Below are 14,656 nucleotides of genomic sequence, written 5' to 3'. Positions count from 1 at the left end.
GGATCGTCGTGGTCAGTGGTCCCGGACCAGGCGCGCGTACGCCCCGTCCTGGGCGACGAGCTGCTCGTGGGTGCCGCGCTCCACCTCCCGGCCGCCGTCCAGCACGACGATCAGGTCGCAGTCGCGGACCGTGGACAGGCGGTGGGCCACGATCAGGCAGGTGGCCCCGCGCCGACGCAGGTGCAGGTCGATCCGGCGTTCGGTCTCGGCATCCAGCGCGCTGGTGGCCTCGTCCAGCACCAGCACCCGGGGGTTGCGGACGAGCGCCCGGGCGATCTCCAGCCGCTGCCGCTGCCCACCCGAGAAGTTGCGGGCGTTCTCCCGCACCGGGCTGCCGAGGCCACCCGGGCGGGCCGCAACCTCGTCGTAGAGGCACGCGTCGGTCAGCGCGGTGACGACGTCGTCGTCGGCGACTGTGAGGTCCCACATGGTGACGTTGTCCCGCACCGTCCCCTCGAACAGGCGTTGGTCCTGGTCCACCATGGCGACGGTGGCCGCCCAGAGACCGTCGTCGGCGGCGGCCCGCTCCAGACCGTCCACCGTGACCCGCCCGGTCCAGGGCCGGTAGAGCCCGGCGACCAGCCTGCCGACCGTCGACTTGCCGCTGCCCGACCGCCCGACGAGCGCCACCCGGGCACCCGGCGGCAGATCCAGGCTGAAGTTCTCCAGCAGTGGACGGCCCAACGGGTTGTAGCCGAAGGTGACCGCGTCGATGCGCAGATGCCCCTCCATCGGGGACACCGGACCGGCGGGCCGGTCCTGGACCGTGGGCAGTGGGTAGCGCTCCACGTCACGCAGCCGGTTGAGGTCCGCGCTCATGTCCTGCAACCGGGAGCCCAGCGCGGTCAGATTGCCCAGCGGGCGGTTCATCGCCGCCGCCAGGCTCTGCATGCCGACCAGCACACCGACGCTCATCGACTCGGCCACCACCTGCCGGCTGCCCAACCCCAACAGCACCGCCGTGGTCGCCGAGGCGAGCAGCGCCGGCAGGACCGAGAGCACCGCGGTGGGCACCCCCAGCCGCTGTTGACGGGTGGCGACGGTGGCATGGCGTGCGGCGAACCGGGCCACCGCCCGTTCCTCCTCGCCGCCGGCCTTCACCGTCTCGATCATCTGAACCGTGGTGTACACGGTGGTGACCAGCTTGCTGCGGTCCGCCTGCAGGCCGACAACGGCGGTGGACCGGGTCGAGGCGACGTAGCGCAGCACGCTGACGTTCAGCCCGGCGAGGACCACCGCGCACAGTCCGAGCAGCAGGTCGTACTGGCAGAGCAGTGCCCCGTACGCCAGCACCAGGCCGGTGTCCACCACGGTGGTGGCCGTCCGGCGGGTGAGCACCTCGGCGACCACCTCGTTGCCGCGGACCCGCTGGCTGAGGTCGGCGGCCTGCCGCTGGTCGAAGAAGGTCGGCGGCAGCCGCAGCAGATGTCGGAAGAACCTGGCGGCGCTGGCGAGGGCGAGCGCCGTCTCCGCGCGTACGGTCAGGCGTTGCTGGAGCAGGCTGGCCAGGAAGGTCAGCACGGTGGCCACCGCCACCGCCGCCACCAGGCCGGCGAACGCGGCCCGGTCCTCCTGCAGCAGCACCCGGTCGACGAAAACCTTGGCCATCACCGGGATGGTCAGACCGACCACGGCGATCAGCAGGCCCAGCAGCAGCATCTGCGCGATCGCCGAGCCCGGGCCGCGCCACCGCTGCGCCAGCGCCCGCACCAGCCGGTAGCGGGTGCCGCCGGGCTGGAACTGCGGGCCGGGCTCCATGGTGAGCACGATGCCGGTGAAGGCGCCGTCGAACTCCTCCCAGCTCACCGCCCGGGGGCCGGTGGCCGGATCGTTGATGTGGACCTTACGGCCGAGCCCTTCCAGCACCACGAAGTGCTCGAACCGCCAGAACAGCACCGCCGGCAGCGCCACCGTGGCCAGGCCGGCGAGGTCCATCTGGAAACCCTTGGCCACCATCCCGTACCGGCGGGCCCCCTTGAGCACGGTGGCCGCGGTGGAGCCGTCCCGGCTGACCCCGCAGACCCGGCGCAGTTCCTCCAGGGGCACGTGCCGACCGTGGTGCGCGAGCAGGATCCCCAGCGCGGCGGCACCGCACTCCACCGCTTCCATCTGGATCAGGGCGGGCGTGCGGACCCGGCGACGCCGGATCCTGGGCAGCTGCGGTGTGCCGCTGGCGGCTGTCGTCGGGGCGCTCATCGCCGCAACAACCAGTCGATCGGGTGTTCCCGGTCCACGGTGAACCAGGCGGTGACCTCGCTGGCCGAGTTGAGCTGGAACGGCGGCGGGGACTTGGTCCAGCGCAGGCCGCCCGGGGCGGCCGGGTCCGGTTCCAGGGCCACCGTCACCCGCACCACGCTGCCGCGGGCGAGCAGCCGCCGGACGTCCGGCCCGGTGCCCAGGAAGGCGCGCAGCGAGGCCTCGGTCTCCGGGAAGGCGCCGACAGTGGTGATCTGGCCGGCCAGGGTGCCGAACACGTTGCGCGGCGCGGCCGCGGCGGCCACCTCGACGGAGACGCCGGGTTGCAGCAGCGGCGCGGCGACGGCGGGGGCGTAGACGACGGCCTGCAACGCGTCCCCGGCGGCGTCGAGGCGTTCCAGGTCGGCCAGGTGCGTCCCGGGGGTGACGATCTCGCCCTCCGAGACCAGCCAGGCGACGACGTACGCGTCACCCGGCGCCGTCTCCACCCGTACCTTGCCGTCGGCCGTGCGCAGGCTGTAGAGGGGCGTGCCCTTCGGCACCCGCTGGTGCGGTGCCGCCCACACCTTGGTCACCTGGCCGGCGTCGAGCGCGTCGAGCGCGGAGATCCCGTTCGAGTGGATCAGCACGCCGGCCGCCTCGACGGTCCGGGGCACCACAGTGCGTACCGACCAGACACCCGCGGCGACCACGACGATGACCAGAGCGGTGGTGGCCAGCCAGTTCGGCACGGTGGTCAGCCGGACCGCCCGGTCCAGTTGCTCGGGCGCCTCCAACTGGCGCAGCGCCTGCCGCCGGAACTTCATGGCCGGCCCTCCCCGGTGGCCGGGCCGGTGGCGCGACGCGAGCCGAGCAGGAAGTCGGCCACACTGGGCTCGACCAGCGGGTCGAGCCCGGACAGCTCGGCGAAGGCCTGCGAGTCCCCGGCGCCGAGGGCGCACGGCGCCAGCCCCATGGCGGTGGCGACGAGATACATCTGCTGGGTCAGCACACCCGCGTCCTTGAGAATCATGGCGTAGCTCATCCCTTCGTACTTCCACATGAGCCGCTGCACGCGGGCGGTGACGACCAGGACCGTCTGCGGCGGCCGGGGCAGAGCCCCGGACGCCCGGGCGTACGCCAGCAGCCGGTCGGCGGCCGTTCCCCAGGCGGCTACCGGCTCCAGCCGGTGCCCCACCGGGTCGTAGTGGTAGAGCCCGGGATCGAGCCCGGCGCAGCGCGCCACCAGCGGATAGATCTCCAGTTCGTAGACGCCGCCGCCACCCGGGTAGGGCCGGTGGCCGACCTCCTGCCCGCCGGCCTCGCCGACGGCGGTGGTGTGCTGCGACCGGTACAGGAACTCCGCCAGCCGTTCCAGCGGCAGCGGTGCCGCGTCGTCGTGTTCGCGCACGCTGCGCCGGTCCGCGACGACCTGGCTGAACGAGGGGTCCTCCTTGGCGATCGTCGCCAGGTCCGGCAGCGGCAGCTCGACCGCCCGACTCCCGTCGTACGGGCGGCGCAGCGGTTGTGGGGTGAAGCGTTCCCGCATCCGGTAGGTGCCGCCCACCGGCAGCGCGTGCCGGCCGGCGCGGGAGCGGTGGTGCAGCCGCAGCTCCTCCGGCGACCAGTAGGCCAGCGGCGCCTCGTCGCATTCCGCCTCGAACTCGGCGTCGGTGACCAGGACCCGGGCGGTGGTCAACTCGTCGAGCACCCGGCCGGCGACATCCGGCGGCACGCCGAGCGTGCGGGCCACCACGTCGGGTCCGACACCCGGCGCGGCGGCGGCCAGCACCGCGCCGAGGGCGGCGTCGGCGCAGCCGACGACGAGGGTGCTCAGCGCCGACGCGGCCACCAGCATGTCCCGGTCGTGCTGCAGGGTGGCGAAGCGGGAGAGCCGGTAGCGGACCCCCGGGGTGTGCGGGCGCGTCTCCGGCAGACTGCCCCGGCCCAGGCCGGTGGGCACCAGGTCGAGCAGCGGCCGATCGTCGACCTGGACGCGGCGCTCCAACCAGGAGTGGGCGAGCAACCGGCGCAGCAGCAGCTGCGCGGGCAACACCCGGTTCTCCCCCTCCAGGCCGCTGATCAGCCGGCCGACCTCGACGTCGTTGACCCAGTTGGCGGCGAGCCGCAGCAACAGCGCCCGCCGGCCCATGCCCGGTTGTTCCAGGCTGAGCTGGAAACGGGTCTGCCGCAGCGTCAGCGCGCCGTCCGCACCGATCCGCAGCTCCGCGTCACGGCGCAGCCGGTACGACTCCTGTATCGGCGGACCGCCGACGGAGCCGCTCATGACGGTCGCCGACCGACCGGGTCCACGACGGTGGTCATCCCCACATCCTTCCCGCGCTCCCGGTGTGCCCGGGATCACCGGCTAGAAGAAGACGTTCAGCGGATTGGCCGACGTCTCGTCGACGGCCAGTGGGCTCCGGCCAAGGTGGGCCGGCACGTCCCACAGCCGGCCGGGACCGAGTCGACGCCAGAAGTGCCGCAGGCCCGGAACGACGACCTTCACCACCGCCAGGTCGACGTCCGGTCGGGACTGGTCGACGACGATCACCTCCAGGCCGGCCTGCTCCGCCCGGCGTACGCACCACCGCACGTCGTCCCCGACGTCGCCGGTGGTCAGCGGCGGGTGGTCCGCCGCGGTGCGCGGCGGCCGGCTGGGATCCGGGGCCAGCCACTGCTGCTCGGCCACCCGCACGGTGCCGAACCAGCGCGCGGTGTCCGGGTCGTCGACGCCGTACCGGTTGCGCCCGGTGTCGGGGCCGGCGACGGCGGGCAGGAACTGGTTCACCTCGGTCAGCGCCCGGGTCAGCGCGACCCGCGCGTCCAGGTGCGCGCCGAAGCCGACCAGGACGTCCTCCGGCCCCCGCTCGACGCGACGGGACACCGCCGCGAACGTGGGTACGCCCAGGTCGGCGGTCAGGTCGAGGGCCCACAGTTCACGGCCGAGGACGGTGGCGTGATGGTCGACGCAGGCGGCCGTCCACGGGTCGGCGAACGAGGTCAGGTCCACCCCGGGCATCCGGGAGCGGTGGTACCACCACAAGGCCACGCTGTCCCGTTCCACGAGCTCGCAGAAGCCCTGCAGGATCGCGTCGGACAGGTTGCCGCCGGCCGCGCAGCCGTTCGAATCGGCCGAGCACACCCCCAGCCCGGTCAGCTCCGGATGCCCGTACCAGCAGTACGCGGCGGGCAGCTCGCGCGGTGTCTGCCGGGTCAGCGACCAACCCGTGGTCCAGTCCAGCTCCACCTCGTCGGGCAACGGGCGGGGAACACGGTGCAGGTGGCCCAGGTCGCGGTTGAGCCGCTCCCGGTCGGCGTACTGGCGTTCCGAGAACAGCAGCAGCTCCCGCAGGTGCACCGCGCGGTCCGGGCCGAGCTGCCGGTAGGTCGCCCGGTGTACGGGCCGGTCGCCGCGCCACACCCCGCAGTAGCGCTCCACCGCCTCCCCGAGCGCGCTCATCCGGGCCTGCAGGTCGGTCCGGCCCTTGCCGCCGCTCTGCCCACGCAGGTTGCGGCGCAACGCGGCGAGCTGGCGGGGCTGGGCGAAGTTGTGCCCGGCCGAGTAGGTGTGGGTGACGCCGTTGTCGGTCGCCTCCAGCGGGGTCAGCCGGCTGACCACGCCCAGGTACCGGCTGACGTGGTGGACGAGCGCGGCGTACGCCTCGGCGGGTTGCCTGGTGCGGGAGTCCGCGGTCCGGCTGGGCTGGGCGCCGCTCGGTGGCAGGTCGATCCGCGCCTCGGCCTTGCGGACGAGGTCCGGGTCGCCGCAGGCGGGGCACTGCGGCTGGCGTACCAGTTGGTGGCTCTCCGTGCTCAGGTCCCGGGTGTCCAGGGCGACCATCCGGCCGGTGAGGCGGGGCGACGTGCCCCGGACGGCGAGCACCGCGAGTTCGGCGGCGAGCAGCCCGGCCGCCATGGTGGCCAGCCCGGGCAGTACCGCACGGCCGGGCTGCGGCAGCGGACCGGCCAGGTCCTGCCCGTCGAGGAAGGCGTTCACCTGTTCGTTCTCCTGCCAGCGTTGCCGCAGGCAGGCCCAGCAGCCGGTGCGGCCCGGCACGAGGTGCGGGCCGAGGAACACGACGTTGCCGTGTGGCCGGGCCAGGGTCCACGCGCGACCGGCGGCGAGGTGCCGGTCGTTGATCAGCGCCAGGCGCGGGTCGAGCATCGACGACGGCAGCACCAGCACCTGGTCGGTGGCCGGGCCGGGGTCCGGCGCGTCCGGCCCGACCACCGTCGCGGCGAGCCCGAGGGCGCGCAGCGCGTCGGCGGTCTCGGCCACCCGGGGCGCGCCCAGGTCCACGATGGTGACAGCTCCCCCGGCCATCCACCGCCGTGCGGCGTCGGGCGGGACACCCCGGGCGTCCCAGCCTGCGGCCTCGGCCGGCGTGGTGTGCGCCGGACCGGACACCAGCAGGCCGTGGTCGCGCAGCCGGGCCAGGGCCGCGGCAACGGCGGCGACCGGGTGCCGGGTGGCCAACCGGGCCACCACGTCGGCCAGCGGCGCGGCACCGTCGAGCTGGTCGGCCAGGTCCGCGGCGACCGGATCGTCGATGAGCAGGCTGCGGGTCTCTCCCAACACCACCAGCGGGCCGTCGGGCAGCCGCACCGGCACGTAGTCCGTTCGGAAGCGCGGACGCCACATCTGGGTTCCTCCCGGGCCTGGTGGCCGGACCGGGCGGGGCCCGCCCTGATCACGGCTGCTGCCATCGTCGCGGTCCGGTGCGCCCCGGTCCGAGCGATGCCACCGGTTTCTGCCGTCGCCGGTGCCGTGGCAGCGGGGCGGCGGGGTCAGCCGGCGGTGACTGTCAACGCGGTGTCGTTGAGCCCCAGCACCGAGGTGCCGACGGTCTGCGCCGGCACGAGCAGCGCGAAGGTCTCCACCCGGGTGACCCGGATCGACTTTCCGCTGACCGCCGTGCGATGACCGGTGGCGATCAGGTCCGGGCTCTGCGGCTCCAGTCGGACGGTCGCCGGGCCGCCCGGCGCCGGACGCAGCGTGTCGGTGGCGTGGATCGTCAGAAAGGTGAGCGTGCCGGTCGGCATGGCGACCGCGCAGTCGGACCACTCGGCCCGGTCCATCGTCCGTCGCACCGCCCCGCCGACACCGGCGAGCTGCTGCCCGTACACCTCCCAACCGCCGGCGAACTGGCCGTCGAGCAGCGGACTCGACGCGACGAGGGAACGGTTGCCCGTCGTGGACCCGATGCTGCGGGCGAAAACCTCGGCGGCGACGGCCCGGCGACTGGTCTCGTCCAGGGCGGCGCCGCCCGCGGTGGCCGGCCGGCCGTCGATGCTGCGGGCCACCACCAGCGAGGGTTGGGTGACCTGAACGTTGTGGCTGAGCTTCCACTGGCCATCGGCACCGCGCACGAACTGGCTGACGTCGGTGGGAGCCAGCTCCGATCCGGTCAGCCGCAACGTGGCGGTGGCGAGGAAACAGGACGGTTCGCCGGGTGGCACCGCGAAGGCCGGGTTGATGTGCTGAAAGGACGGTTGCGGACGCTGGTTGTACTCGGCCCGCCGCACCGCGGCGATGCTGAGGTCCAGCGAGGGCGACACCTCCTGGGTCCGCAGCGCCTCGACGTCACCGGCCACCGAGGCGGCCGAGTCGGCCTGGTCGAAGGCGGTGAGCACCAGCGCGGCCCGGTCCCGACCGAACGCGGCCGAGCCGTGCGGCGCCGGGGTGGCCGCGTCCACCGGCTCGCCACCACAGCCGGTCAGCACCAGCAGCGCCACCGTGGCGGCGGCGAACGGGATCGCCGGCACCGGCGCGGCGAGGGTACGCGGGTTCCTGACGGACCTTCTGCGCAGCATCTCGTCCTCCATCCACCACCGGCGCACGGGAATCGCACCGGATGCAGTCGAGTATGTGAGCGGCTGTCGGGCTACGACGGCGGCGGCGCTGCCTCGTGCTGCCCGGCCTGTCGACGTTGCACGGAACGACGTCATCCGGCCCGCGTCTCGGTCACCGATCGGTGTCATCGAGCCGAGCGACCCAGGCGACCAGAGCCGATCGGGAGGCAACGCCCGCCTTGCGGTAGATGCGGGTCAGGTGCGCCTCCACCGTGCGGGGGCTGATGTTCAGCTGCCGGCCGATCAGTCGGCTGGTGGCCCCGGTCGCCGCCAGCCGGGCGATGTGCCACTCCCGGTCGGTCAGGGCGGCGACCTCGCGCGGACCGACCGGACGGGCCAGCCGCAGGCCGACCCGTTCCGTTGCGCACCACCCGGCCAGTTCCAACGCCCGGCGGCGGGCCCGCGCCGCCAGGCCGCTCTGGTCGGCGGCTTCCGCCGCCCGGGCCAGGGAGGCCAGCGCAAGGCTGCGCCGCAGCACCATCCCGCCGGTACGGAACAGGTCGGCGGCGGTCTGCAGGTGCGGCAGCGCCGCCCGGAACTCGCCGCGGGCGAGCAGCACCTCGCCGTACGCCGACTCGGCGAAGCCCCGCTGCCCACGCAGACCCACCTGGTCCGCCTCGGTCATTGCCAGCCGCGCCTGACGCTCGGCGTCAGCCACCTCGCCGGCGGCGAGCGCGGCGGCGCACAGCAGTTCGTACCACCGGGGCCGCAGGGACGTCTGGAGCCGGCTGAGTCGACTGTCGCCGCCGGCCGAGAGCACCAGCTCGGCACAGGTCGCCGGATCACCCGACAGCAGTGCCGCGGTCGCCAACGCCGTCGCGGCGGTACGACCACACCAGGTGCTGAGGTCGGTGGCGATGCCGACGGCGCTGCGGGCCAGCGCCACCGCCCGGTCGTCGTCCCGGAGGCCACCCCGCCACGCCGTCGCCTCCGCCTCGAACGCCAGGGCGAAGCTCAGCAGGTGGTGACTGCCGATGCGCCGGGCAACGATGCCGGCCTCGGTGGCCAGTGCGATGGCGGTGGTCAGCTGCCCGCCGTGGTAGGCCACCTGGCTCCGTCCGAGCAGCAGCTGGCACAGCCCGTCGTCGCGGTGCGAGGCGCGGACGAGCGTCAGCCCGCGGTCGAGGTGCCGTGCGGCATCGGCCTGCCGTTCGAGGTACAGCTCGCTCAGACCCAGCGCGGTGAAGCAGTCGGGATGGTCGCGCATGTCCCGGTCCGGCAGCGCGTCGACGATCCGGGCACCGGCATCGAGCAGACCCCGGGCGTCGTCGAGCGCGCCGTCGTGGGCGGCGGCCAGACTGCTGACGGCCAGCAGGCCGGCCCGGTCCGCTCCGGAGCCGCCGAGGTCTCCACCGAGCATGTCGGGCAGCCCGGTCACGGGGTGCCCGGCCAGGATGCCGGCGACGCCGATCTCGGTGGCGAGTCGGTAACCGCCGGCGGGTCCGGCAGCGGCTGGCAGGGCGGCCAGTTCCCGCCGGCTGATGGCGGCCGCCTCCGCGTAGTTGCCGAGCAGACGTTCCACCCGCGCCCAGAGAGCCACCGCCTGCGCCCGCCGTCCGTCCCGGTCGGCGGGCAACAGCGGCACGATCTCCTGGAGCAGGGCCCTGCTCTCGGCCAGATCGCCCGCCTCCCCGGTGATCTGGGCCAGCGCGAGCGACACGTCCTGGCGACGTTGGGTGAGCCCGGCCGTCGGCCGTAACGCACACAGCGCGAGCCGCAGCCAGCGGATGGCCAGGTCCGGCGTCTCGCGCCGGACCTCCTGCGCGGCCCGGCAGAGCACGGTGACGCAGCGGTCGACCCAGCCGCCGTTCGGCAGGGAGAGCAGGCGTTCCGCGTAGCGGGCCCGGTCCGTTGGTGGCGCGCCCAGCTCGACGAGCGCGGTGAGCGCGCGGGCACACGCCTTCACCTGCCACGCAGGGTCGGTGTCCTGAGCGACCGCCATCCGCAGCACCGGGTGCCGGAAGGCGAAACGTCCCGTTCCGGGTACGCGGCGGATCAGGTCCAGCCGGGCCAACCGCCAGCTGGCCTCGACCGCCACTGACGGCGGGACCTGCGCGACCTCGGCGAGCAGGTCCGTGGTGAAGGGCGCGTCGACGATCGCCCCGGCCCGAAGGCAGGTCAGCTCGACGGGGGGCAGCTCCACCCACTCGCGACGCAGCACGGCCACCGCCGCGTCGGTCAGCCGGGCGCCCGGTGCTTCCCGGGTCGGGTCCGCGCTGGTCGAGGTGGGGCCGCTGGGCAGCACCGCGAGGTATCCGGGGTTTCCGCCGCTCAGGTCGTACCGGGCGCGCAGCTCCACCTGGTCGACGTGGGGGTGCAGGAGCCCGACCTCGGCGACGCTGAGCGGGTGCAGTTCGATCCGATCGTGTGACGTCGGTTCCGCGTCGGCGTGCTCGGCGGGGACCGGTGGCCCGAAAGGCATCGGGGTCGCCATCTGCCGCGGGCGGTAGACCAGGACGAGCAGCAGCGGGGCGGGCACCGGGTATCGCAGCAGGTGGGCGATCAGACCGGTGGAGGAGGCGTCCGCCCAGTGCAGGTCGTCGAGGACCAGGACCAGACCGTCCCGGGCCGCCAGACCGATCAGCCGGCGGGCCAGCTGGTAGGTCCGGAACCGTCGGGCGTCCGACGCCCGCGCCGGCGCGGCTGGCACCGCGCCGACCGACTCCGCCCAGGTCTCCTCGGTGGGCTGCCCGGCACGCACCTCGTGGCGGAGTGACTGCCCCTCGGTGAAGGCGTGTCGGAACACATGGAACGGAACTCCTCGTTCGTCCGGCGAACAGGTCCCGACGGCCCAGGGGATGGTGGGCCCGCACCGCTGCAGAGCCTCGTGGACGAACCGGGTCTTGCCGATGCCCGGCTCTCCGACCACCTCGCACACCATTTGCCACCGTCGGCTCAGCACGGTCGCCTGGGCTCTCCCGATACGCGCCAACTGTGGTCGCCGCCCAACGAAGCGCGGGCTCAATGATGCGCTTTCCAGCCCAGGTGTCATCACGCAGACCAGACGCCTTCCGGCTTCACTAAAGGGGAATTGATCGCACTATACCGAAGCACCGCCGAATGTCGAAACATACCGATGCGAGCCACTCCCATTCCAACAGATGGCGTCGCGGTGCAGGTTCTTTCCGACATCACCTCACAAGCCGCAGAAAAGGACCGGTGGCCAGAAGCGTGGAACAATATCCCGGAAACCCCTACATCGCCCGCGACCTGCCGGTCTCGGGCTACGACCGTCACCGACCCACGACGGCTGGCGGACTGCGTCGTGGCCACCCGGACACCTGGTCAATCCCACGTACGGCCATGTCTAATCCGATACCACCACGATCATGGCCGGCTATGGTGAATCACCCTAAGCGGTCATATTCCTACCTTCGCCTTCAACCCTGATGCCCGTCCCACTTGGTGAGCCATCGGCGCGGTTTCCCACTGCGGACGAATGGCCGCAATGCCGCGCCCAGAATTGGTCACCTGTCGCCGGCGTTCAACATGCGATCCGCAACATGCAGACGCGGCACGAGCGGAGGAAAAGTCGCCGGCGATCCAGCCCACGAAAAACGCACCGCGCACCTCTTCGGTACGCCACCTGCACCGCCGCTGAACGATCTGGCCTCCGGACGGGCGGCGGTACGACATCCTCCGATCGAAGCCCTGACCATCCGCGAGCAGGTGGGCCGGGTCTCCGAGGTCACCTGGTCGAAGGTGCAGGCCACGCCGGTGCCGCTGGCCCGGACCCAGGTGTACGCGTTGCGGCAGCTCGACGCCATCGCCGAGAAGCTGGAGACCCAGACCAAAGTTGGCGACCTGGCCAAGACGGCCAAGGAAGCCGAGAGCAAGGTTCAGGAGTGGCTCGCCGTCCTGGCCCGCTGCTTCCAACTCCAGGACGCGGTCGCCGTGCTCGAACTCGACCGGGTGCTGGACACGTCCCCGGGAGAGCTGGAGGAGCATCGCGTCGCCATCCGGGCCGCCCGGCGCAACCGCCTCGACCTCATTTCGCGCAGCACCTCGCGCCTGTTGTCCCGGATGGACGCTGCCGCCGACACCGCCAACGCGAAGGTGCTGCTGAACCCGAGCACATCCCGCGCCGTGGTGCACTCGACCAACCACGTGGCGACCACCGTCGTCGACTTCCACGGGCGGCTCGGCCTCGAACGCGACCGACGGTCGTGGGATGCCAGGCGGTGGCTGGACGCCGCCGTCGAAGTGCGTGACAAGGTCCTCGAAACAGGGACCGAGGTACGCGACAAGGTCATCGACACCGGAACCGGGGTGGGAGGGAAGGTTCTGGAGACCGGGGCGGAGGGTGTGGGCGTCGCCAGTCGTTTCGGGGCGGCGGCCTTCGGCCGGGCCAGGTCGATGATGGGCAAGGCCTCCGGCGAGATCGCCGAGCGGGCGCAGCGCCAGTTGGGGAGCAGAGAGGAATCCTGATCGGCGGGTGTCGTCGGTCCTGGTGCGAGCATTCCGCGCACCCCCGCCGCCGCTTGACTTCTTCTGCCGACCGGCCGCGATCACATGGACGATCCAGTCCATCCGATCCTGAGTGCGGCGAGGCCAGTCAGACCACCTGCACCGCCGTGACGGACGGCAATCGCTGCTGAGCGCACTCGCCGACGGTGCGCAACGTTTGCCGCCAGCCGCCACGTCGGCTTACCATGGACGGGATGGTCCAATTACTGATGTCGCGATCATGCGGCCGCTGCTCTGGGAGGGGCGCATGGCAGTGATTTCACGCGGTTTCGGTGGCCGCCGACGCGATGACACCGATCTTCCGCCCGGCCAGTACCGCACCGACGACTTCCCGGTGCTGTCTGCGGGACCCACGCCCCGCATCGGGCTCGACACGTGGGAGCTCGCCGTCATCACCGAGATCGGCGAGCGGAGCACGTGGTCATGGGCGGAGTTCACCGCCCTTCCCGCCGACGAGACGACCGTCGACATCCACTGCGTCACGCACTGGTCGAAGCTCGGCACGCGCTGGCGGGGCGTCTCGGTGGACACGTTGCTGGCCGATGTCGAATCCTCGGCCGAGTACGTCGTCGCCCACTCCTACGGCGGCTACACCACGAACATTCCGCTTGAGGACCTTCTCGACGGCCAGGCCTGGGTGGCGTACGAGTTCGACGGCGAGCCGCTGGCTGCGGTGCACGGCGGTCCGGCCCGCCTCCTCGTTCCGCACCTGTACTTCTGGAAGAGCGCGAAGTGGCTGCGCGCCCTGGAACTACGTCACGACGATGAGCCTGGGTTCTGGGAGACGGCCGGCTACCACAACTACGGTGACCCGTGGCGCGAGCAACGCTACCTGGCGGACTGACCTGGCGGCCGGCGACCGTCGCGGCCACCAGGGCGGAGACCGCGACGGCGCGGACGGTGGTCCTCGACGTCGACGGCTGGGCGGGTCACGTGCCGGGCCAGCACGTCGACGTCCGGTTGACGGCTCCCGACGGCTACACGGCGCAGCGCAGCTACTCGATCTCATCCGCCCCACGGTCCGACCGGCTTGAGGTGACAGTCCAGACGGTTGCCGACGGTGAGGTCTCGCCGCACCTCGTCGATGTCGCGGAACCGGGTGACCAGCTTGAGATCCGTGGGCCGCTCGGCGGCTGGTTCGTGCGCCGACCCACCGATCCGCGCCCGGCGTTGTTGATCGGCGGCGGATCCGGCGTGGCGCCGCTGATGTCGATGGTGCGGGCGGCGACGGCTCCGACCAGGCTGCTCTACTCGACCCGGTCCCCGTCGGATGCGCTGTTCACGGCGGATCTCGCGAGTGCAGAGGCCGCAGGAGACGGTCTTGTCGCGGTCACCCACGTCTACACCCGGGTCGCGCCCGCCGGCTGGCCGGCCCCGCCTCGACGACTGGACGCGGACACCCTGGCCCGCGTCGCGTGGCCCCACGACGCCGACGCCGTCGCGTTCGTCTGCGGGCCCACCGGATTCGTCGAGACCGTGGCCGACCTTCTCGTCACCATCGGCCACAACCCCGCGACCATCCGCACCGAACGCTTCGGACCCACCAAAGGATGATCATGTCGACCACCACCGTCGGAGCAGACGACCCAGGCTGGGTGGACGGTCACGCCCTCGCCGGCCCGCTCGGCGAGATCATGGGAACCCTGCGTGGATCGCTCGTGGTCAGCCTCCCGCTGCCGCGGGCCTGAGCACGAGATTCGACCAATCGCGACGTAGCGAGATTCAGGAGACATCATGGCGAACAACGCCGAAGACATGATCGCGTTGACCAGCGCCGAGCAGGACTCGGGCGACTCGACCCTGCCGCCCGCCGGCCCGGTCGACGCGGAGGACTTCGTCATCACCAACAACAGCGCGGGCGGCATCTACGAGGCCACGGTAGGGGGCCGGACAGCGGCAGGGATCGTCTACAGCACGGCCGGGAACCGCGTCATCCTGTCGGCGACATCCGTGTTCCCCGAGTTCCGGGGGAAGGGAGTGGCGAGCAGGCTTTTGGGCGGCGTCCTCGACGAGCTGCGCGGGCAGGGAAAGACCGCTGCCGTGACGTGTCCGTTCGCGGCAGCGTTCGTCGATGCTCATCCGGAGTACGCCGACGTGTTGGACCCGACGTTCCGGTCACACCCCGGCCAGCGAGGGCACTGAACACCCGTCGGCCCGC

At 72.6% G+C, this 14,656-nt stretch carries 11 protein-coding genes; 5 read left to right on the top strand and 6 right to left on the bottom strand.

Annotated features, from left to right (window positions below; all coding sequences use genetic code 11):
* Window positions 1-12: 12 nt before the first annotated feature.
* The 6 genes from QCZ28_RS23510 to QCZ28_RS23485 form a co-directional block, all read right to left on the bottom strand.
* Window positions 13-2,196: an NHLP family bacteriocin export ABC transporter peptidase/permease/ATPase subunit gene (locus QCZ28_RS23510; protein ID WP_279518676.1), complete on the bottom strand. Its 2,184-nt coding sequence runs from the start codon at window positions 2,194-2,196 to the stop codon at window positions 13-15.
* Window positions 2,193-3,002 (bottom strand): HlyD family efflux transporter periplasmic adaptor subunit, encoded by an 810-nt coding sequence (locus tag QCZ28_RS23505; protein ID WP_279518675.1) that lies wholly within the window; start codon window positions 3,000-3,002, stop codon window positions 2,193-2,195. Before QCZ28_RS23505 ends, QCZ28_RS23510 begins: the two co-directional genes overlap by 4 nt.
* Window positions 2,999-4,462 (bottom strand): SagB family peptide dehydrogenase, encoded by a 1,464-nt coding sequence (locus tag QCZ28_RS23500; RefSeq protein WP_279518674.1) that lies wholly within the window; start codon window positions 4,460-4,462, stop codon window positions 2,999-3,001. Before QCZ28_RS23500 ends, QCZ28_RS23505 begins: the two co-directional genes overlap by 4 nt.
* Window positions 4,463-4,543: 81 nt before the next feature.
* Window positions 4,544-6,820: a TOMM precursor leader peptide-binding protein gene (locus QCZ28_RS23495; RefSeq protein WP_279518673.1), complete on the bottom strand. Its 2,277-nt coding sequence runs from the start codon at window positions 6,818-6,820 to the stop codon at window positions 4,544-4,546.
* Window positions 6,821-6,966: 146 nt separating this feature from the next.
* Window positions 6,967-7,992 carry a hypothetical protein gene (locus QCZ28_RS23490; RefSeq protein ID WP_279518672.1) on the bottom strand — a complete coding sequence of 342 codons (1,026 nt, stop codon included), beginning with the start codon at window positions 7,990-7,992 and terminating at the stop codon, window positions 6,967-6,969.
* Window positions 7,993-8,143: 151 nt separating this feature from the next.
* Window positions 8,144-11,023: a LuxR family transcriptional regulator gene (locus QCZ28_RS23485; protein WP_279518671.1), complete on the bottom strand. Its 2,880-nt coding sequence runs from the start codon at window positions 11,021-11,023 to the stop codon at window positions 8,144-8,146.
* Window positions 11,024-11,700: 677 nt separating this feature from the next.
* On the opposite strand from QCZ28_RS23485, the gene QCZ28_RS23480 reads away from it, so the two are divergent.
* The 5 genes from QCZ28_RS23480 (at window position 11,701) to QCZ28_RS23460 (ending at window position 14,640) form a co-directional block, all read left to right on the top strand.
* On the top strand, window positions 11,701-12,459 hold the full coding sequence (locus tag QCZ28_RS23480) for a hypothetical protein (protein WP_279518670.1): 759 nt from the start codon (window positions 11,701-11,703) through the stop codon (window positions 12,457-12,459).
* A gap of 286 nt (window positions 12,460-12,745) precedes the next feature.
* Window positions 12,746-13,342, top strand: coding sequence for a sulfite oxidase-like oxidoreductase (locus QCZ28_RS23475; RefSeq protein WP_210857681.1), 597 nt, complete (start codon window positions 12,746-12,748; stop codon window positions 13,340-13,342).
* Window positions 13,312-14,052, top strand: coding sequence for a ferredoxin reductase (locus tag QCZ28_RS23470; RefSeq protein WP_279518669.1), 741 nt, complete (start codon window positions 13,312-13,314; stop codon window positions 14,050-14,052). Before QCZ28_RS23475 ends, QCZ28_RS23470 begins: the two co-directional genes overlap by 31 nt.
* 2 nt (window positions 14,053-14,054) lie before the next feature.
* Entirely contained in the window at window positions 14,055-14,186 is a 132-nt protein-coding gene (locus QCZ28_RS23465; protein ID WP_279518668.1) for a hypothetical protein, read from the top strand.
* Between the two features lie 46 nt (window positions 14,187-14,232).
* A complete protein-coding gene (locus tag QCZ28_RS23460) occupies window positions 14,233-14,640 on the top strand; it encodes a GNAT family N-acetyltransferase (RefSeq protein ID WP_279518667.1) in 408 nt (135 codons plus the stop codon).
* Window positions 14,641-14,656: the final 16 nt, after the last annotated feature.

It is taken from the genome of Micromonospora sp. DH14, from assembly GCF_029809455.1.
Classification (GTDB): Bacteria; Actinomycetota; Actinomycetes; order Mycobacteriales; family Micromonosporaceae; genus Micromonospora; species Micromonospora parva.
This window is presented reverse-complemented; position numbering and strand designations above follow the sequence as displayed.

Excerpts from the sequence above, each read along its gene's own strand:
- QCZ28_RS23505 (WP_279518675.1), bottom strand. The coding sequence starts at position 3,002 with ATGAAGTTCCGGCGGCAGGCGCTGCGCCAGTTGGAGGCGCCCGAGCAA.
- QCZ28_RS23460 (WP_279518667.1), top strand. The coding sequence starts at position 14,233 with ATGGCGAACAACGCCGAAGACATGATCGCGTTGACCAGCGCCGAGCAG.
- QCZ28_RS23485 (WP_279518671.1), bottom strand. The coding sequence starts at position 11,023 with ATGACACCTGGGCTGGAAAGCGCATCATTGAGCCCGCGCTTCGTTGGG.
- QCZ28_RS23495 (WP_279518673.1), bottom strand. The coding sequence starts at position 6,820 with ATGTGGCGTCCGCGCTTCCGAACGGACTACGTGCCGGTGCGGCTGCCC.
- QCZ28_RS23500 (WP_279518674.1), bottom strand. The coding sequence starts at position 4,462 with ATGAGCGGCTCCGTCGGCGGTCCGCCGATACAGGAGTCGTACCGGCTG.
- QCZ28_RS23490 (WP_279518672.1), bottom strand. The coding sequence starts at position 7,992 with ATGCTGCGCAGAAGGTCCGTCAGGAACCCGCGTACCCTCGCCGCGCCG.
- QCZ28_RS23465 (WP_279518668.1), top strand. The coding sequence starts at position 14,055 with ATGTCGACCACCACCGTCGGAGCAGACGACCCAGGCTGGGTGGACGGT.
- QCZ28_RS23475 (WP_210857681.1), top strand. The coding sequence starts at position 12,746 with ATGGCAGTGATTTCACGCGGTTTCGGTGGCCGCCGACGCGATGACACC.
- QCZ28_RS23510 (WP_279518676.1), bottom strand. The coding sequence starts at position 2,196 with ATGAGCGCCCCGACGACAGCCGCCAGCGGCACACCGCAGCTGCCCAGG.